Origin of the sequence: Lacrimispora sp. (genome assembly GCF_046972725.1) — a bacterium.
In the GTDB taxonomy this organism is placed as follows: domain Bacteria; phylum Bacillota; class Clostridia; order Lachnospirales; family Lachnospiraceae; genus Lacrimispora.
Genome location: NZ_JBKVXF010000008.1, coordinates 113,670 through 134,223 on the forward strand (window position 1 = coordinate 113,670; position 20,554 = coordinate 134,223).

A 20,554-nucleotide genomic window follows, 5' to 3' on the forward strand; every position below is an offset into this window, starting at 1 on the left:
AATTCCCCCTTATTGTTTTATTTTCCAAGACGGATGACGTTCCAGGATGCTTTGTGGAGAGTACTCGTCATCATTCCGCCGTCGACGGCAGACTGGCTGGTCTGTTTCGGAGCCACCTTCTGGCTGAACGGTCCGTTTTCTGCCTTTAAGTCATCGCATTCCAGTACAATATGCTCTAACACACGGTATCCTTCAAAACTCCTTACATCGACAGTCATCTGCGCATCTTCTTTCAGACTTCTGTTTACGGCAAAAACAGTTAATTCCCTCTTTTCTTCATTGTAAACAGGCACAGCTTTTACTGCAGCCACATCCTCATGGGTAGCAGTATCAAACTTTGGAGTGCTGATGACCGGCAAAAGAGCGGTACCACGGCCATATCTGGATGCATGCATAAAGGGATAGAAAATCGTCTGCTTCCAGGCAGCCCCTCCTCCGGCTTCCGTCATGATGGGCGCAATGACATTCACAAGCTGGGCCAGGCAGGCGATCTTCACACGATCTGCATGCTGCAGCAAAGTAATCAACATAAGACCTACCAAAAGAGCGTCTTCAAAATTATAGATATCCTCTAAGATCGGCGGTGCTACCTGCCATGGATGGTTTTCTGTAATATCATTGTCGGCTGCATGGGAATGATACCATACGTTCCACTCATCAAAGCTGATATTAATATCCTTTTTGCCCCTCTTTTTCGCTTTTACATAATCACAGGTGGCAATCACCGTACGGATAAACTGATCCATATCATCAGAACAGGCAAGGAAATCTGCAGTATCATTCTTCTGATTGCCGTAATACTGATGCATGGAAACGTAATCCACATAGTCATATGTATGCTGCAGGGTAACGGCTTCCCAGTCAGGGAAGGTAGGCATGGTCAGAGAGGAGCTTCCGCAGGATACCAGTTCAATGGAAGGATCAATGATCTTCATGGCTCTTGCCGTTTCTTCCGCCAAACGTCCATACTCTTCCATGGTCTTATGTCCCAGCTGCCACGGACCATCCATTTCATTGCCCAGACACCAGGTCTTAATGTTATGAGGCTCCTTGTATCCATGGCTGATTCTCAAATCACTGTATTTGGTATTACCAGGGTGGTTGCAGTACTCCAATAAGTTGCATGCATCTGCAATGCCTCTGGTCCCTAAATTCACCGCCATCATCACATCGGAGGAAACATCTCTGGTCCATTTGGTGAATTCATTTAATCCCACCTTGTTTTCCTCAATGCTTTTCCATGCAAGTTCCAGACGTCTAGGACGTTCACTCAAAGGGCCCACACTGTCTTCCCAGTTATAGCTTGAAACAAAGTTGCCGCCCGGATACCGGATAATGGGAACATTCAATTCCCGGATCAGATCCTTTACATCGGTACGAAAACCGTGCCCATCGGCAGTCGCATGTTCCGGGGCGTATATTCCATCGTATACGGCACGGCCAAGGTGTTCGATAAAAGAACCGTAGATCCTTTCGTCGATTTCTCCAATGCAAAATTCCTTATCAATTACCATTTTCACTTTGCTGTATGCCATATGTTATACCAACCTTTCTATACTTCTTCCATGATCTATTCGCCGAATGCCCTGCGGTAATCTTCCTGGAACTTTACAATTCCCTGATCGGTCAGGGGATGCTTTGTCATCTGAACAAGTACCTTATATGGTACGGTCGCAATGTCTGCTCCAGCCTTTGCACAATCAATTACATGGACCGGATTGCGGATGCTGGCTGCAATGATCTCCGTCTCAATATTATGTATCTCAAATATCTCCATAATATCTTTAATCAGATCAATTCCCGGCATGGAAATATCGTCAAGCCTGCCTAAAAATGGAGAAACATAGGAAGCACCTGCTCTGGCAGCCAAAAGCGCCTGGGCCGCTGAAAATACCAGGGTTACGTTTGTCTTGATCCCTTCCTGTGTAAGGACCTTTACCGCTTTCAGCCCTTCTGCCGTCATTGGAATCTTAACAACCATATTGGGGTGAATCCCGGCAATCTGGCGTCCTTCTTCAATCATTCCGATTGCATCTGCGGTTGTGGCCTTCACTTCTCCGCTTACAGGACCTTCTACAATGGAAGTAATCTCTTCAATCACCTGCTTAAAATCCCGTCCTTCCTTTGCAATCAACGAAGGATTCGTGGTTACGCCGCAGATAATCCCCATGTCATTGGCCTTTCTGATTTCTTCAATATTCGCCGTGTCTACAAAAAATCTCATACGTTTCTACCTCCTGCTCTATCCATAAGAATGATGGATTCATCCTCTTACTACCAATGTATAACTTGTACGCACCATTGCACAAGTTGTTTTTCTATATTTTACCATATTCATAGTATTTTCCCTGGGGTCTGGCAGATACTTATATTGATATTCCTTCTGTTTCTCTATAGAATTATATTTTTGAATTGTTAAGACATGCAGGTTTTATGAGGAAACACTAAAACCCCCACAATCTGCCAAATGTAATGACAGATACAGGGATTAAGCACAAAAAATCACGTATTTTCATTTTATTTCTATATTTTTTTTATGCTTCTCTCCAGAAACAAGACATTTTGCATAATTTTATTTTTTGAATTTGTGAATATTTGTTGACACTTTTTCATCAATATGGGGTATATTATTACTTGTAACCCCCCCAATACATTATATAGTTTTTGCTACACCCCATAAGAAACGAAATACCTTCTCCGAAAAAAGACCAGCTACCCCAGCTGGTCTTTTTCATTGTTTATCTTTTTCCTTTTGTATTCCGGCGTTCCTTTAATATCCGTTCAAAAGCTTCATCATTTCCTTCTGCTCTTAAACGCCGCCTTCTCTCTTCTCTGCGAAGCTCACTTTGTCTGAATTCTTTTTTTCTTTTATACGTCACAAGCCCTGCGCCCGCTCCGCCGATGATCAAAACACCTGCAATTCCCGCTGCCACAGCTCCAAACCTGTTACTTTCTGTTCTATTGCTGTCGGAAGGCGGTGTCTCTGTTTTTTCTTCTTCTGTCTTTGGCTCCGTCCCATTCTCCTGGGTTTCCTGGCCGGACTTTGCAGCACCATCCTTTGCAATTAAGTAAGCCTGACCTACATTCCTGTCATTATAAGTATATTGAAGGAGAGCGACTGCTCCTTTGGGACTGTCTTTCGGAAGCTCTGTTACCAGGGTTTTGTCTGCATCCGAAAGCTTCCCATCTTTCGGAAGGGTTATGACACGGTTGGCTTCCAGCTCCAGGTCCGAAGGCTTATAACTGGTCTCACCAATTTTAATGGACTCCTCTCCCTCTGTATAGCCGGTTTCCTTTCCAGTCAATGCCACATTCTGAAAACGATCATATCCAAACTGCAGAAGATTCTTCCCATCAATAAAATACTGCCTGGGACTTCCTTTCAGGATAACAGAAATAAGCCTTCTTCCATCCTGTTCTGCATAAGTTACCAGTGTGTTTCCTGCTTTAATCAAATATCCTGTTTTTCCTGCAACCGCTGACGGAAAATAAAACTCACTGGCTGAATCCTTTGTTTTGACCAGACGGTGTTCATTATAAATGGTCAGGCCTTCAGGGTTATTGGCAGTCGGAGGAATCTCATGACTTAAAGCGGAACTGATTTCCACCAGCTTTTTGTTGCTGTAAGCCGCTTTTGCTATGATTGCCATATCATAAGCAGTTACATACTGGGTGTCTCCGTTAAGTCCCGACGGATTATCAAAATGACTTTCCGTACAGCCAAGTTCCTCGATTTTCTCATTCATCATTTTAACAAATTCTTCCCTGCTTCCTGCCACATGCTCTGCCAACGCATTGGCGGCCTGGTTGCAGGAATGAAGGATCAGGGAATAAAGGCAGTCTTCTACAGAAAGCTTATCTCCGTCTGTTACATTTAATTTATTGCCGCTTCCTTCCTCCACATTATAGACAGAATCCCTGGAAAAGGTAACCATATCATCAGGATCGGCATTCTCAAGTACGATAAGGGCAGTCAATATCTTCGTAATACTGGCAGGCGGATATGCAGTATGCATATTCTTGCCAAATATAACTGCTCCTGAATCTGCATCAATGACAATTCCGGCTTCTGCCTGAACGTCCGTATCTGACGGCCAGTCCGGCTTTGCATATACATTCATAAGGAATAGCTGGCTGATCAACATGCAGCACAGCAATAGTTTCAACTTACGGTTCACGTATCAATCCTCCGACATGAAACATGCCCTAAAACCGCATGAAGACTAGTATACGGTTTTAGGGCAATATTTTACTTTGCGTAATCTGTTACTCTGGACTCCCGGATCACGTTGACTTTAATCTGTCCCGGATATTCCAAGGATTCTTCAATCTTCTTTGAAATATCACGAGCCAGAAGTATCATACCGTCGTCATTGATCTGTTCGGGAACTACCATAATCCGAACTTCACGTCCTGCCTGAATGGCAAAGGACTTGTCCACTCCTTTGAAGGAGTTGGTAATATCTTCTAACTGTTTTAATCTGTTTGTATATGTCTCCAGAGTCTCTCTTCTGGCTCCAGGTCTTGCTGCAGAAATAGTATCCGCCGCCTGGACAATGCAGGCGATAAGGCTCTGTGGTTCAACGTCCCCATGATGGGATTCCACTGTATTCAGTACGATTGGAGATTCTTTGTATTTTCTGCAAAGCTCCACACCAAGCTGAATATGTGATCCTTCCATTTCATGGTCAACGGCTTTCCCGATGTCATGTAATAAACCAGCACGTTTGGCCATACGGATATCAAGGCCGATCTCTCCAGCTAATAAACCGGATAACTGAGCAACCTCCATAGAGTGCTTTAAAGCATTCTGGCCGTAGCTTGTCCTGTATTTCAGTTTGCCAAGCAGTCTGATGAGTTCCGGATGAAGACCGTGAATTCCTACTTCTAAAGCAGCGGCCTCTCCTTCTTCACGCATATTGGTTTCTACTTCTTTCTGTGCCTTTTCTACCATCTCCTCAATCCTGGCTGGATGAATTCGTCCATCCACAATGAGTCGTTCCAATGCAATTCTGGCTACTTCTCTACGAACCGGATCAAATCCGGACAATACAACTGCCTCCGGGGTATCATCAATAATGAGTTCCACTCCCGTAAGGGTTTCCAACGTACGGATGTTACGGCCTTCTCTACCGATAATTCTGCCTTTCATCTCATCATTGGGAAGCTGTACGACAGAAACGGTTGTCTCTGCCACATGGTCAGCGGCACATCTTTGAATGGCTGTAACCACGTACTCCTTTGCCTTTTTATCGGCTTCTTCTTTTGCTTTGTTGTCAAGTTCCTTAATTAATTTTGCAGTGTCATGTTTTACATCATCTTCAACAGATTTTAAAAGATATTCTTTTGCCTGTTCGGAGGTAAGTCCGGAAATTTTTTCCAGTTCCTGAATGCCTTTTTCATACAGTGATTCCACTTCGGCACTTTTTTTGTTCAGGGCATCCTCTCGGGCAGCAAGACCTGCTTCTCGTTTTTCCATCGCCTCAGACTTTTTGTCCAGGTTTTCTTCCTTGTTTAGTACTCGTCGTTCATAACGTTGAAGCTCAGCTCTTCTTTCCCTGGTTTCCTTTTCCAGTTCATTCTTAGTCTTTAAAGACTCTTCTTTTGCCTCAAGGAGAGCTTCACGCTTCTTTGTCTCAGCGGCCTTTAATGCTTCATCTATTATTTCCCTGGACTTTTCTTCTGCTGAACCCACCTTGCTTTCGTAGGTCTTCTTACGATAAGAAATTGCAGCAGACCAGGTAATAAAAGCGACTATTACTGATGCCAAAATTACAAACAATACAGTCGTGAATACTGATACTGACACAGGAGCACCTCCTTATTAGATTTTCATTGTACAACAATACAACACTTCAATTTTAAACTGTTTTATACATTATGTCAAGTATTTCACTTCTGTTTCCGGTATACTTATACACATTTCCCCTATTGTCAGTTATCGTCGTAAATACCGCCTAAAACACGGGTTACGGCTTCATAAGAAAAACCTTTTCTTGCCAGTGACGCAATGATTTTGCTGCGGTCTTTTCGGTCCATTTCTTCCGGGTTGCGGCACTTTTTCCTGATATATGCTTTGATCTGGGATTCTTCGTCTACCGGCTGTTCTTCTAATATATCCCGGATCACCTCTTTGTCAAGCCCTTTTCTCTGCAGTTCGTACCGGATCTGCTTTTCACTTTTTCTTCCGGAATTATACTCCACGTACCGGCGGCCATAATTCTCATCATTAATAAAGCGGTGCTCCTTCAAAAAGCCTATGGCATAATCAATCGCTTCTTTGGGGTACCCCCCTTCCTTTAACTTTCTAATAAGCTCCTGCTCTGTCTTATCGGAGGATTTCAACAGAAACAGGACCCTCTCTCTGGCTCTCTTAAATAAAACCTCATGAAGAAGCTCTTCATAAGCCTCTTCCGAAAAAAGCTTTCCTTCTTCTATCTTAAATCTTTTTATATCCCCTCTATAAAGAACAAGAGTAAAGTCTTCATCAAGAATGACTTTACTCCTGCGCTTATCGACGGGCACAATCTCAGTTACTAACATAAATGCCCCTTATTCTATCTATTATTCTGCAGATCACCCGGTCATCGGTAAAAACTTATTCCTTACCGGCGGCTTCTTTATTATCTTCCGCTTTGATTCTTTTGCTTTCCTTTGCTCCGGCTCCGTCTGTTCCCTCTGCAGCCGCACCGCCCTCTGTAGGCAGATTGTACTTTCCGCGGACTTTATTCTCAATCTCTGCGCAGATCAAAGGATTGTCCTGAAGATAGATCTTGGCATTCTCACGGCCCTGACCGATCTTGGCATTATTATATGCAAACCATGCTCCGCTCTTTTCTACGATATTCTCTTTTACCGCCAGATCCAGAACGTCACCTTCCCTGGAAATTCCTCTTCCGAACATGATATCAAACTCTGCTTCCTTAAATGGAGGAGCGATTTTATTCTTCACCACTTTTATGCGGACCCGGTTTCCTACCATATCTCCGCCCTGCTTTAATGTCTCGATCCTGCGGATATCCATACGGATGGAGGCATAGAACTTAAGGGCACGTCCGCCAGTAGTAGTCTCAGGACTTCCGAACATAACGCCTACCTTTTCACGAAGCTGGTTGATAAAGAGAACAATACAGTTGGATTTACTGATAACTGCCGTCAGCTTTCTTAACGCCTGGGACATAAGTCTTGCCTGAAGACCAACGTGGCTGTCCCCCATATCCCCCTCAATCTCTGCCTTCGGAACAAGAGCCGCAACCGAGTCCACAATTACGATATCCACGGCTCCGGACCGGACCATGGTTTCCGTAATCTCCAGTGCCTGCTCCCCGTTATCCGGCTGTGATATGTAAAGGTTGTCAATATCGACGCCAATCTTCTTAGCATAAACCGGATCAAGAGCATGCTCCGCATCAATAAAGCCTGCGATGCCTCCCCGCTTTTGAACCTCTGCAATGATATGAAGTGCAACCGTAGTCTTACCACTGGACTCAGGCCCGTAGATCTCTACCACTCTTCCTTTTGGAATCCCGCCAAGACCCAGTGCGATATCCAGACTCAGCGCTCCCGTAGGGATGGTCTCCACGTTCATATTCGTCCCGTTATCGCCCAGCTTCATAACGGAACCTTTTCCATATGCTTTCTCTATCTGTGTAAGGGCAGCATCAAGTGCTTTCAGCTTATCATCTTTATTCATATTATCCTCCAACACGAACAAATGTTCTTTTTCTAATTATAATAATAGTATACTTTATAACAAATGTCAACCAGAAATTTAGACTTCTAAAACCAATGGACATCACACTCCCTGCCTGTCCGGCTGATAATCATACATGTTACGGAAAATCCTGGCGAAGTGCCTGGCGATGAATGAAACGAAAAGGCGAGATGCCTTTAGACTGTAAAGCTACTATAACACAGGAAACCAGGGACTGCAAGTTTTTTCCGAGGAGATACCGGGAAATAAACCGGTTGCAGAAGTCCAAAAAAATCATTTGGATTGCATGAAAATACGCCTTTATACGGGCTTTTACAGCCTGTATCAAGACGTATTCCCATTAATCATTTTTCATTCAAGCCATAGTATTACAGCAAAAGACGTTCAACATCAAGAAGTCCCCAGCCCTGCTGGTTCATGGGCAGTCCTAAATCCACGGCTCTCTCCCGAAGCATTAGCTTTACGTCCCGGTTGCTCATATAAGGATATTTCTGCAGAAGAAGTGCAACCGCCCCTGACACCAGGGGCGTTGACATGGAGGTACCGCTTTTGCTCTGGTATTCTCCTGGCTCATTGGAACAGCTCATGATTCCTGCACCCGGCGCGATAATTTCCGGTTTGCAGATACAGGCTCCCGTAGGGCCTCTGCCGGAGTAGTCAATCATCCGGTTTCCCATAACATTGACTTCCTTGTAATCGTCTGAGCAGCCTACCGTAATCACCTTCCGGCTGATCCCTGGAGTTGTGATGGTATTGGTTCCGGGGCCCATATTTCCGGCTGCCACGCAGACAACCAGACCGTCATCCCATGCCGCATTTACCCCCCGCACAAGAACGGAATTTTCAGTCATCCCTTTTCTTGAAAAGGAACCAACAGAAATATTTACGATGCGGATTCCATATCTGTCCTTGTTGTCACGGACCCATTTCAATCCGGCAAGTACATCGGATGCATATCCATTTCCTTTTTTATCCAGAACCTTCAGCATAATGATATGGCACTCCGGTGCGATTCCCATATACTTTCCATCCGAAGCATTTCCGCTTCCTCCGATGATTCCTGCGATGTGGGTTCCATGACCATTGTCATCATAAGCATCCCGCCTTCGGTGTACGATATCTATAAAAGCTGCTACTCTATGTTCAAAATCTTCATGGAGATAAATTCCCGTATCAAGCACTGCAACTCCGATTCCGCGCCCCGTAAGTCCCATGCGGAAAGCCGCTTCACAATGTATTGCCTCTCTTACATGATTCACAGTCCACTACCTGATTCCTTTTTTATTAAGATATTCCAGGCAGACTCCCATGGTTTCATTTCAAGGCAAAATTTTCAGGGAATCCAATTCTCTGCCTCAGTGATATTAAGAAAATCTTCATAATCTATTCAAATAATATACAAACTTTTCCAAGTGGGGTGTGCTATACTAATGACATAAGAAATGCACAATGTATAGCAATTATCCTTTTACCCTTTTTGAAATCCGAAAATCCTAAGAAAAATCCCTGTGTCTCACGGCACAGGGATTTTTCTGTTTTTAGAGCACAAAAACGGGAAACGGATTTCAACTAACGGAATGGCCGTATGTTTGAAATCCATTTCCCGCTGCAGTAATTCTGCATTAGTTAATACGTTACATCTTTCAGTATATCGCAAAAGTCAAAGGTTGCAAAATAATCCCTGGGCGTCTCCGCTCTCCGGATCATCTGGACACTTCCATCTTCTTTTAAAAGCAGCTCTGCAGACTTTAGCTTTCCATTATAATTGTATCCCATGGCATATCCATGAGCACCTGTATCGTGGATGAACAGCAAATCTCCCATGGCAATCTCAGGAAGCATCCGGTCAATAGCAAATTTATCGTTGTTTTCACAAAGAGAACCAACCACATCATACTTGTGGCTGCACACCTCATCTTCTTTGCCCATGACCGTAATGTGATGGTATGCCCCATACATGGCCGGGCGCATCAGATTCACCGCACAGGCATCCACACCGATGTACTCTTTATGGGTATGCTTTTCGTGAATGGCCTCTGTCACAAGTCCGCCGTAGGGCCCCAGCATGAAACGGCCAAGCTCTGTATAAATAGCGACCTCTCCCATTCCTGCCGGTACCAGAACCTCTTCATAAACCTTTCTTACGCCTTCTCCAATTGCCAGAATATCATTTGGCTCCTGTCCCGGGCGGTAAGGGATACCGATTCCTCCGGATAAGTTTATGAATTTAATATCTGCTCCGGTCTCTTCTTTCAGTTTCACCGCAAGCTCAAAAAGCACCTTTGCAAGCAGCGGGTAATACTCATTGGTCACTGTATTGCTGGCGAGAAATGCGTGAATGCCGAAATTCCTGGCCCCCTTGCTCTTTAAGATACGGTAAGCTTCAAAAATCTGCTCCGTGGTCATTCCATATTTGGAATCCCCCGGATTATCCATGATATCATTGCTGATTTTAAAAACTCCGCCCGGATTGTAGCGGCAGCTGATGGTTTCGGGAATGTATCCGATGGCCTTTTCCAGAAAATCGATATGGGTAATATCATCAAGGTTAATAATTCCCCCGATCTTATCTGCATACCGGAACTCTTCCGCCGGTGTATCATTAGAAGAAAACATGATATCGGAGCCGGAAAAGCCTATGGCATCAGACATCATCAGTTCCGTCATTGACGAGCAGTCTGCCCCGCACCCGTAATCCTTTAAGATGTTCAGGATAAATGGATTTGGTGTGGCTTTGACTGCAAAGTACTCCCGGTACCCTTTATTCCAGGAAAATGCCTGTTTTAATTTTTCAGCATTCTCCCTGATTCCCTTTTCATCATAAATATGAAAGGGAGTTGGATATTCTTTCACTATTTCCTGTAACTTTTCTTTTGTAACAAATGGTTTCTTTTCCAAAGCCTTCCTCTCCTCTCGTAAGTTAAACAATGCAGAAAGAGCCTGTCTCAGGCACAACTGCTGGTAAGCTACATTGTACCGGGGATAGACTCTTTTGTCCACTCTTTTTTTGTATAATTATTCAAAAAGATTCAATATTTAATTTACATTCACAACACGCATGATGTTGGTATGAGCAGCCGATTCATGCTTTCTGACTGGATTGACCACACCTGCAGTTACTACTACAGTGTCATTCTCCTTAACGATTCCTTTCTCCTTTAACAGCTCAATGGAGGAATAAATCAGGACATCCGTGGATTCCGCACGTTTTGCATGATATGGCTTCACGCCCCAGTATAACTGCATCTGACGGAGCGCGGAAGAACTTGGAGATAATCCGATGATCTGGCTTTCCGGTCTCCATTTGGATAACAGTCTTGCAGTAAAGCCGGTAATACTTGGCGCTACGATGGCCTTTGCATTCAAATCACGGGCTGTTGCTACAGAAGAATAGCAAACTGCATTGGATACGTTATGTTCATTGGCGGCAGAAACCCGGCGCTGACGAAAGGCATTGTAATCCAGATGTTTTTCCGTCTCCTCTACGATGGAAGCCATCATGGAGAGTGCTTCTACCGGATATTTTCCCATAGCAGTCTCACCGGAAAGCATAACGGCATCGGTGCCGTCATAAACAGCATTTGCAACGTCAGTCACTTCAGCTCTGGTAGGACGCGGGTTACGGATCATGGAATCCAGCATCTGAGTTGCAGTGATAACCGGCTTGCATGCAACGTTACATTTGTCAATGATGCTCTTTTGAACAAAAGGAACTTCCTGTGCAGGAATCTCAACCCCCATATCACCGCGGGCAACCATGATTCCGTCGCTTGCTTCAATGATATCATCAAGGTTTTCAATACCTTCTGCATTTTCGATCTTGGCAATGACTGCCATGTTAGAACCGTTTGCTGCCAGAATCTCTTTGATTTCATGGATTGCATCTGCGGTACGGACAAAGGAAGCAGCGATAAAATCAAATCCCTGTTCAATACCAAACTGGATATCTAATTTATCTTTGTCCGTCAGTGCCGGAAGTTTGATCTTAACGTTCGGTACGTTAACGCCTTTTCTTTCTCCCAGCTCTCCGCCGTTTATAATTCTGCAGACGATCTCTTTGCCTTTTACTTCCTGAACCTCCAGTTCAATCAGGCCGTCATCAATAAGAATCCGGTTGCCTGGAACAACATCCTCAGCAAGGCCTTCATAGGTAATATGGCCTCTGGAAGCATCACCGACAATATCCTCACTGGTCAAGGTATAGGTATCGCCTTCCTTTAACATCACCTTTTTCCCATCCACCAAAACTCCGGTACGGATCTCAGGTCCTTTTGTATCAAGAAGTGCAGCAATCGGCAGATCCAGTTCTTCCCGTATACTTTTGAGCATCTCAAGGCGTGCCTTCTGCTCTTCATAATCACCGTGGGAAAAGTTAAATCTTGCAATGTCCATTCCATGCTCAGCCAGTGCTTTCATTACGTTGCGGTCGTTTGTATTTGGTCCCATTGTGCAAATAATCTTAGTTTTCTTCATTATTATCCTCCGTAGCTAATTGGTCGTCTTGTCGGCTGTGGGGTGGTCCGACGTAACATGTTTGTGTGTATACAAATGCTCAGAACAGTATTCATAGCTGCCCTCACATTTTGAACAATAACGGAAATCCAGGTCCGGAGAATCCTTTTCGGTACGTCCGCATACGGCGCACTTATGATGGGTTCCCCCCTGAGGCATAATTTTCATCTGTTTTTGAAAATTATGTTTTCTTTTGATCTCTTTCGGATTAAACCGGCTTAAATTCCGGGTCAAAAGGAAAAAGAGGATAAAGTTAAACAGTGACATAAATATTGTAACTCTTGTCGCCATGTTGCCGGTAATAAACATGTAAAGGAAATAAACCCCATTGAAGATTGCCAGCCACTTGGCTTTCACCGGAATCACGAAAAACAAAAGAAATTCCAGGTCCGGAAACGTAGCAGCAAAAGCAAAGAACAGGGAATAGTTTAGAAATTCCGTTGTTAAGTAAACTGTCTTTCCCATAAAAAGGTAGACAATCAGGGCTGCCGCCACATGACCGATGACTCCCATAAAGAAATAAACATTAAAGCGGAAGGCTCCCCAGATTCTTTCCAGGTTCTGTCCCAGCATATAATACAGATACATGCTGATCAGGCTGAATAACAAATTGGTACTGCCCGGCGGATAGATCATAAATGTTACGATCCTCCATACCTGGCCTCTGAGAATCATTCCTGCGTCAAGGGATAAGTACTGCCAGTAAAATCCCGGTGCAAAAAGTTCCATAAGAAGTCCTACACCGTACATCCCGATGATATAATACATCAGATTTGAAATCGCATATTTCCTGAATTTGCGTTCCAGATTATAAAAAAATTTCATGCTTCCTTCCTTTTCCTAAACTTAGTACAAGACTAAAACAGATCTTTTTTTGAAAAAATCCAAGCGACAATCAGTGTCAGGGCAAGCGTAAATCCTAGTACGATCACAAACCCGTAAGGGCTGTTGGCAAAGGGCATCCCCTGGGAATTCACATTCATTCCGTAAAAACTTGCCACCATAGTGGGGATGGACATGACAATGGTAATGGTTGCAAGAAACTTCATTACAATATTTAAGTTATTGGAAATTACAGAAGCAAACGCATCCATGGTACCGCTTAAAATGCCGCTGTAGATATTCGCCATCTCAATGGCCTGCTTGTTCTCAATGATAACATCTTCCAAAAGCTCCGTATCTTCCGGATACTTTTTGATTTTTTCATTCCGCATGAGTTTTTCAAGCACCATCTCATTAGACCTTAAGGAGGTAGTAAAGTACACAAGGCTCTTTTCCAGTTCCAGAAGCTCAATCAGCTCCCGGTTTTTTGTCGACTTGTGGAGCTTTTCCTCAATCACTCCGCTCTTTTTATCAATGACTCTTAAATATTGCAGATAAAGGGATGCGTTCTTATACAGAATCTGCAGAATAAAACGGGTCTTCATGTACGTATGGAAATCTCTGACCCTGCCATCCATAAACGCATTCAGTACCGTCGTATCCTCCAGGCAAACCGTAATAATGGCCTCATCTGTTGTTATTATGCCCATAGGTATGGTAACATACCAGTCTTTGTCGTTTCGTTCCTCAATGGTGGGAACATCCACCAGGACCAGTGTGTAATGGTCCTCTGTCTGGATTCGGGAGCGCTCTTCCTCATCAAGCGGTGCTCTTAAATCATCCGGATCGATCTTATAGGTATTTGCAATTTCCAGAATCTCTGTAGCTGTGGGGTTTGTAAGCGCTATCCAGGAACCTGGAGAAAGCTCATCCTTTTGCTGAATCAGACCGTCCTCTGTTTTATAAATCTGTATCATAGCGTTTCCCCCTTTCCACTGAAAAAATTTTATGAATCCCTTGGCGGACTTTGACTTATACATTATAAAATCCCCAACCATTTTTGTCAAACAAAATGAAACCTGATTTTGTGAACTTAAACAAATTTTGCTAGAAATAGCATTAATTTAGCAAGTTATTACAATTGTATTCTTACTTATTTTATGTTAAACTGATGTTCGGTGAGCCAGCAACTTACTTTTACACAAAAGGAGGCAGGGGTTAACCCCGCACATATGATTACATACAACACATTAGGAATCGATATCGGTTCCACTACTGTTAAAATCGCGATATTAAACGAGAACAATGAACTGTTATTCTCTGATTATGAACGGCATTTTGCTAACATACAGGAAGCACTTGCAGGCCTTTTAAAAAAGGCTTTTGATAAACTGGGTCCTATGGATTTACGTCCGGGCATTACAGGTTCCGGCGGACTGACCCTTTCCAGGCATTTAAAAGTCCCCTTTGTCCAGGAGGTTGTGGCGGTTGCCACTTCCCTTAAGGATTATGCCCCACATACCGACGTGGCAATCGAGCTTGGCGGAGAAGATGCAAAAATTATTTACTTTACCGGCGGTATCGACCAGCGAATGAACGGCATCTGTGCCGGAGGGACCGGTTCTTTCATTGACCAGATGGCGGCTCTTTTACAGACCGATGCATCTGGTCTTAACGAATATGCGGCCAATTATAAGGCCATTTATCCAATCGCTGCCCGCTGCGGCGTTTTTGCAAAAACAGACATTCAGCCACTTATCAATGAAGGGGCTACCAGAGAAGATCTTTCGGCTTCTATTTTTCAGGCAGTTGTAAATCAGACCATCAGCGGTCTGGCTTGCGGAAAGCCAATCAGAGGCCACGTTGCCTTTCTGGGAGGCCCTTTGCATTTCCTGCCGGAACTGAAAAAAGCTTTTATCCGTACCCTTCACTTATCCGATGACGAGATCATCGCACCGGAACACTCCCACCTCTTTGCAGCCATCGGCGCGGCAATGAATGCAGTGGAATCTTCAGAAAAGACCATCTCTCTGGAGGAGATGATTTCCCGTTTATCTTCCGGAATCCGCATGGAATTTGAAGTGAAGCGTATGGAACCGCTGTTTGAAAATCAGGCGGATTTTGATGAATTTATCGCCCGTCACAGCAAGCACAGCGTCAAAAAGGGAGAGCTTTCTTCCTATCACGGAAAATGCTTCTTAGGCATTGACGCAGGCTCTACCACCACCAAAGTTGCCCTTGTTGGGGAAGATGGAACCCTGCTGTATAAATTCTACAGCAGCAACAACGGAAGCCCTCTGGCAACAGCCACCAAGGCAATGAAAGAGATCAAAGAGCAGCTTCCAAAAGACAGTGAGATCGTATGGTCCTGTTCCACCGGATACGGGGAAGCTTTAATAAAGGCCGCCTATCTTCTTGATGAAGGCGAAGTGGAGACCATTTCCCATTACTATGCCGCCGCCTTTTTTGAACCGGAGGTAGACTGTATCCTGGACATTGGCGGCCAGGATATGAAGTGCATACGCATCAAAAACGGTACGGTTGACAGCGTTCAGCTAAATGAAGCCTGTTCCGCCGGCTGCGGTTCCTTTATCGAAACCTTTGCAAGTTCCTTAAATTATAAGGTAGAAGATTTTGCGAAGGAAGCGGTTTTTGCAGCCAATCCAACGGATCTTGGAACAAGATGTACTGTTTTTATGAACTCTAATGTAAAGCAGGCCCAAAAAGAAGGGGCACCGGTTTCTGATATTTCTGCCGGTCTTGCCTATTCTGTTATTAAGAATGCCTTGTTTAAAGTTATTAAAATCACAAGTGCAGCCGATTTAGGCAAGCATGTGGTAGTTCAGGGCGGTACTTTTTATAACAACGCCGTACTCAGAAGTTTTGAAAAGATCTCCGGCTGCCAGGCAGTCCGGCCGGACATTGCAGGCATCATGGGAGCTTTTGGTGCCGCACTGATCGCACGGGAGCGGTATAATGAATCCGCAAAGACCACCATGTTAAGCCTTGATGAAATAATTAATCTCCACTATGAGACCTCCATGGCCCGTTGCAGAAAATGTACCAACAACTGCGTTCTTACGGTAAACCATTTTGACGGAGGGCGTAAATTCATTTCCGGCAACCGCTGTGAGCGGGGTCTTGGAAAAGAGAAGTCCTCCAGTGATGTGCCTAATCTTTTTGATTACAAATATCACCGGATGTTCGATTACGACCCCTTGGAGGAATCCGCCGCAGAGAGGGGCACCATCGGTATTCCGAGAGTTTTGAACCTTTATGAGAACTTCCCCTTCTGGGCTGTTTTCTTTAGAGAATTAAAATTCCGCACCGTCCTCTCCCCCCAGTCCACCAAAAAGATCTATGAACTGGGCATTGAGTCCATTCCAAGCGAATCCGAATGCTATCCGGCCAAGATTGCCCATGGCCATGTGGAATGGCTGATCAGAGAAGGAATTAAAACTATTTTCTACCCCTGCATTCCTTATGAAAGAAATGAAACACCGGATGCAGGAAATCATTTTAACTGTCCGATCGTCACCTCTTACGCGGAAAACATTAAAAACAACGTGGAAGGGATCCAGACAGAAAATGTACGGTTCTTAAACCCATTTATGGCATTTACCAACGAAGAGGTACTGACCTCCCGTCTGGTGGAAGTCTTTAAAAACGAATTTAAAATCCCTGCCTCCGAAGTGGCAGCTGCGGCCCATGAGGCCTGGGAAGAGCTTATGGCTTCCCGTGCGGACATGGAGAAAAAGGGAGAAGAAGCCTTATTATGGCTTAAGGAAAACGACCGTCACGGTATCGTACTGGCGGGGCGTCCTTACCACGTTGACCCGGAGATCAACCACGGAATTCCCGAACTCATTACCTCATTCGGTTTTGCAGTTCTTACGGAGGACTCGGTCTCCCATCTTGCAGAGATTGAACGGCCCATGGTGGTTACAGACCAGTGGATGTATCACACAAGGCTCTACAAAGCAGCTACTCTGGTAAAAAGAGAGCGGAATCTGGATCTGATCCAGCTCACTTCCTTTGGCTGCGGTCTGGATGCCGTAACGACAGACCAGGTTAGTGATATCCTTACCGGATCCGGCAAGATTTATACGGTTTTAAAAATCGATGAAGTCAACAATCTTGGGGCAGCCAGAATCCGCATCCGTTCCCTGATTGCCGCACTGAAAGTACGGGACAAAGAGCATTATGAACAAAACGTGGTATCAAGTGCTTATCACAGGGTGGTGTTTACCAAAGAAATGAAACAGGATTATACCATCTTATGCCCCCAGATGTCACCGATTCATTTTGACTTGATCGAACCTGCGATCCGCACCTTTGGCTATAAGATCGAAGTGCTGCAGAATGACAACCGTTCCGCCGTTGATACGGGACTGAAATATGTAAACAATGATGCATGCTACCCCTCTCTGATCGTTGTAGGTCAGATCATGGAGGCGCTTCTTTCGGGCAAATATGATCTAGACCGTACTGCCGTATTCATGAGCCAGACCGGAGGCGGCTGCCGTGCGTCCAACTATATCGGCTTTATAAGAAGGGCTCTTGACAAATCCGGCATGAGCCAGGTCCCTGTTATCTCGGTCAACGCCAATAACATGGAGACAAATCCGGGCTTTCAAATTACACTGCCCATGCTGACAAAGGCCATGCAGGCTGTGGTTTATGGCGACGTATTTATGAGAGTGCTGTATGCCACCCGGCCTTATGAAAAGGTTCCTGGTTCTGCCAATTCCCTTCATGAAAAATGGAAAAGCCGATGCATCGAATCTCTGTCAAAGAAGTCACCGGATATGATGACATTTTCCCGTAATATCCGGGGAATTATCAGAGATTTTGACAATCTGGAGCGCAATTCCATACAAAAGCCAAAGGTTGGCGTTGTAGGAGAGATTCTGGTAAAGTTCTCCCCACTGGCAAACAACCACATTGTGGAACTTTTAGAATCAGAAGGTGCGGAAGCTGTTATGCCGGATCTGATGGATTTCCTTTTATACTGCTTTTATAACAATAACTTTAAAGCAGAGCATCTTGGCGGAAAGAAGAAAACCGCCACCCTTTCCAACATGGGAATCTCCCTGCTTGAATTCTTCCGGAAGGCAGCAAAGCGGGAACTGACAAAGAGCAGGCATTTCACCGCTCCTTCCCATATCGGAAATCTGGCAGATATGGCTAAGGATTTTGTATCCATTGGCAATCAGACCGGAGAAGGCTGGTTCTTAACCGGAGAGATGCTGGAGCTGATCCATACCGGTACCAACAACATTGTCTGCACTCAGCCTTTTGGATGCCTTCCAAACCACATCGTAGGTAAGGGAGTCATTAAGGAACTTCGGAAAGCTTATCCGGATTCCAATATTATTGCGGTAGACTACGACCCCGGCGCAAGTGAGGTCAACCAGTTAAACCGTATTAAACTGATGCTTTCAACAGCACAGAAAAACCTGCTGAAAGACCAGACTTCTGCACAAAGCAGTCATTAAAAAATCAACATACAAGCCAGGACCGAAAAGAATTATGTTTCTTTTCGGTCCTGGCTTTCAGTTTACATAATATATTATTTTTTATTTTTTTTAAAAAGGGGTTGAAGTGTAAAAAACACTTGGTAAAATGGAGATAACGGTACCGGAATAAAACTAAAAAGGAGTAATTTCATGAATGAATTAACTGTAAAGCCCATTGGCCGGATTCTTACGTGCAATGGCTTAAAAACGATCCAGCTTGAGAAATCCTATCTTCCGGCACTCACTTCCTTGGAAGGGTTCAGCCACATCAATGTACTATGGTGGTTTGACGCCTGTGACAATTTACAGGACCGCAGCTCCTTAAAGGAGAGTTCTCCGTATAAGAAGGCCCCTTCTGTTATGGGAACCTTTGCGACCCGCTCACCAAAACGCCCCAATCCCATTGCCTTATCCGCAGCTGAAATCATTTCGGTTCATAGAGAGAAAGGAATCATAGCACTTGCTTATATTGATGCAGAGGATAACAGTCCGGTGCTGGATCTAAAGCCCTATACGCCAAGTCTGGACCGCATCGAGAATCCCCGTGTCCCTGCCTGGTGCAGCCACTGGCCCAAGAGCCTGGAAGCATCTGCAGACTTTCCATGGGAAAAGGAATTCAACTTTTAGATTTTAATTACCAGAAAGCAGAGAACGAATCACTCTCTGCTTTCTATTTGATTGCTAAAACAGACTCCAGACAACCATTGCGGACCGCATTTTTAAGTTCAAAACTAAAATCATGCAAGTCCATCTTTAAATAATTTCCCAGTTCCGCATTACCGCCAAACAAAAAGGTCATTAATTCGTCCACTCCTTTTTGCATATTCATTTCCAGACATTCTTCGGTATTTTCATTTACATATTCTATGACCCTGCTCCGTTCTGCTTTGGTATACGCAAGAAGATCCCCCCGTTTCCCGGCTATCCGGCACCCTAAGAGGTTTCTTGCAGCAATGGCAGCAATGTTGATGATCAGGCCGTCACAATCCAGAGAATAAGCCCTTAAAACGTGCATGACGTACTCCCGGGGAAGTGCTTTTAAAAACATCTGTTCCAAACGCATACAATTTACATAAATATGAACCGCATCGGCTCCCTGCAGGGCTCCCATAGGAAACAGAACGGGATAATCCAGAGTCAATATATGGTTTTGCGGATTAAAACGGGGATTATAATATAGAAAAAAGGCTGGAAGTCCTTTCACAAATGTCTCATAACAGCACCTGTTTCCGTAAGACCGGAAGTCCTGTATTACGGAATTATACTGTTTTTGTGTATCTTTCACCTTTTGAAGCACCATATCATATCCCATATTGTAAACGGTTTCAGCCTTCCATGGGTTTTCATTAAAAAAAAGTTCCTGCCCCTTTGGCACATGGGTTTCATATTCATGAATACAATATAAGACTCCTTCCATCAGCTGCTGTGCCTTTTCATAAGTAATGGAAGTACTTTCTTTTGATGTATACTGATCTGCCAGTTTCGCAACCACAGGCAGAAGCTCCTCCATGCTAAAAGTCATCAGCCTCCACCTCGTTTGACACCAATCCATACCTGGCGTTTCTGGCAAGCCGTTCCAGCCCGGTATCCTCAAGATAGTCCAGTGAGCCCTGACACTCTCCATCAAATAAGTCCTTCATGGCTTCAATAAGCTCATCATCAGTAAATTCATCCATAGACTCATTTTTATAAAAATAAAAGATCTCCTGAAGCCTGCCCAGGGTTTCGGCATAATTATCCTGATAAATATAAGGGGAATCACAGAAAGCAAAAATGAGTTTTGGTAAAATCCCTTCCCCAAACTCTACCCTCTGCTGCTTTTTTAATATTTCCCTTCTCTCTGCAAAAAGCAGGGAAGCTTCCTCTTCATTTAAAACAAGTCCGAACTTTTGAGTATAATCATTGGCAGCTTTTACAGCAGCAGCCTGTTTACTCTCATCTGCAAGTAACATCCACATTCCCTCTGTCATAAACCCGCTCCTCTCCT

Annotated in this window: 15 protein-coding genes; 2 read left to right on the forward strand and 13 right to left on the reverse strand. The window is 44.3% G+C overall.

The features are described from left to right. Positions 1-17: 17 nt before the first annotated feature. The 11 genes from ACLTWA_RS19530 to ACLTWA_RS19580 all read right to left on the reverse strand — a co-directional run bounded on the left by ACLTWA_RS19530 (position 18) and on the right by ACLTWA_RS19580 (position 14,025). Positions 18-1,535: an alpha-N-arabinofuranosidase gene (locus ACLTWA_RS19530; protein ID WP_412329583.1), complete on the reverse strand. Its 1,518-nt coding sequence runs from the start codon at positions 1,533-1,535 to the stop codon at positions 18-20. A 35-nt stretch (positions 1,536-1,570) separates the two neighbouring features. After that, the gene (gene fsa / locus ACLTWA_RS19535) at positions 1,571-2,224 is read right to left on the reverse strand and encodes a fructose-6-phosphate aldolase (protein WP_412329584.1); all 654 of its coding nucleotides are present in this window, start codon (positions 2,222-2,224) and stop codon (positions 1,571-1,573) included. A 514-nt stretch (positions 2,225-2,738) separates the two neighbouring features. Then, positions 2,739-4,178: a D-alanyl-D-alanine carboxypeptidase family protein gene (locus tag ACLTWA_RS19540; protein WP_412329585.1), complete on the reverse strand. Its 1,440-nt coding sequence runs from the start codon at positions 4,176-4,178 to the stop codon at positions 2,739-2,741. Between the two features lie 71 nt (positions 4,179-4,249). Continuing rightward, a complete protein-coding gene (gene rny / locus ACLTWA_RS19545) occupies positions 4,250-5,809 on the reverse strand; it encodes a ribonuclease Y (protein ID WP_412329586.1) in 1,560 nt (519 codons plus the stop codon). Between the two features lie 125 nt (positions 5,810-5,934). Next, positions 5,935-6,543 (reverse strand): regulatory protein RecX, encoded by a 609-nt coding sequence (locus ACLTWA_RS19550; RefSeq protein ID WP_412329587.1) that lies wholly within the window; start codon positions 6,541-6,543, stop codon positions 5,935-5,937. A gap of 55 nt (positions 6,544-6,598) precedes the next feature. Further along, the gene (gene recA / locus ACLTWA_RS19555; RefSeq protein WP_412329588.1) at positions 6,599-7,693 is read right to left on the reverse strand and encodes a recombinase RecA; all 1,095 of its coding nucleotides are present in this window, start codon (positions 7,691-7,693) and stop codon (positions 6,599-6,601) included. A gap of 389 nt (positions 7,694-8,082) precedes the next feature. After that, the gene (locus tag ACLTWA_RS19560; protein ID WP_412329589.1) at positions 8,083-8,973 is read right to left on the reverse strand and encodes a S8 family peptidase; all 891 of its coding nucleotides are present in this window, start codon (positions 8,971-8,973) and stop codon (positions 8,083-8,085) included. Positions 8,974-9,340: 367 nt separating this feature from the next. Further along, positions 9,341-10,612 carry a diaminopimelate decarboxylase gene (locus tag ACLTWA_RS19565; RefSeq protein ID WP_412329590.1) on the reverse strand — a complete coding sequence of 424 codons (1,272 nt, stop codon included), beginning with the start codon at positions 10,610-10,612 and terminating at the stop codon, positions 9,341-9,343. Positions 10,613-10,750: 138 nt separating this feature from the next. Next, a complete protein-coding gene (gene pyk, locus ACLTWA_RS19570; protein ID WP_412329591.1) occupies positions 10,751-12,187 on the reverse strand; it encodes a pyruvate kinase in 1,437 nt (478 codons plus the stop codon). Positions 12,188-12,202: 15 nt separating this feature from the next. Continuing rightward, a complete protein-coding gene (locus ACLTWA_RS19575) occupies positions 12,203-13,051 on the reverse strand; it encodes a rhomboid family intramembrane serine protease (RefSeq protein ID WP_412329592.1) in 849 nt (282 codons plus the stop codon). A gap of 32 nt (positions 13,052-13,083) precedes the next feature. Next, positions 13,084-14,025, reverse strand: coding sequence for a magnesium transporter CorA family protein (locus ACLTWA_RS19580; protein ID WP_412329593.1), 942 nt, complete (start codon positions 14,023-14,025; stop codon positions 13,084-13,086). A gap of 255 nt (positions 14,026-14,280) precedes the next feature. Here ACLTWA_RS19580 and ACLTWA_RS19585 point away from each other — a divergent pair, with 255 nt between their 5' ends. Together ACLTWA_RS19585 and ACLTWA_RS19590 are read left to right on the forward strand one after the other, a co-directional pair. Next, positions 14,281-18,546, forward strand: a complete 4,266-nt coding sequence (locus tag ACLTWA_RS19585; protein WP_412329594.1) for an acyl-CoA dehydratase activase-related protein — start codon at positions 14,281-14,283, stop codon at positions 18,544-18,546. Positions 18,547-18,717: 171 nt separating this feature from the next. Beyond that, positions 18,718-19,194 (forward strand): SAM-dependent methyltransferase, encoded by a 477-nt coding sequence (locus ACLTWA_RS19590; RefSeq protein WP_412329595.1) that lies wholly within the window; start codon positions 18,718-18,720, stop codon positions 19,192-19,194. Between the two features lie 43 nt (positions 19,195-19,237). Here ACLTWA_RS19590 and ACLTWA_RS19595 read toward each other — a convergent pair whose 3' ends face one another. After that, positions 19,238-20,089, reverse strand: coding sequence for a DUF6179 domain-containing protein (locus ACLTWA_RS19595; protein WP_412329596.1), 852 nt, complete (start codon positions 20,087-20,089; stop codon positions 19,238-19,240). Further along, positions 20,079-20,537, reverse strand: coding sequence for a DUF6323 family protein (locus ACLTWA_RS19600; RefSeq protein WP_412329597.1), 459 nt, complete (start codon positions 20,535-20,537; stop codon positions 20,079-20,081). The genes ACLTWA_RS19595 and ACLTWA_RS19600 overlap by 11 nt, the downstream gene beginning before the upstream one ends. Between the last annotated feature and the right edge of the window lie 17 nt (positions 20,538-20,554).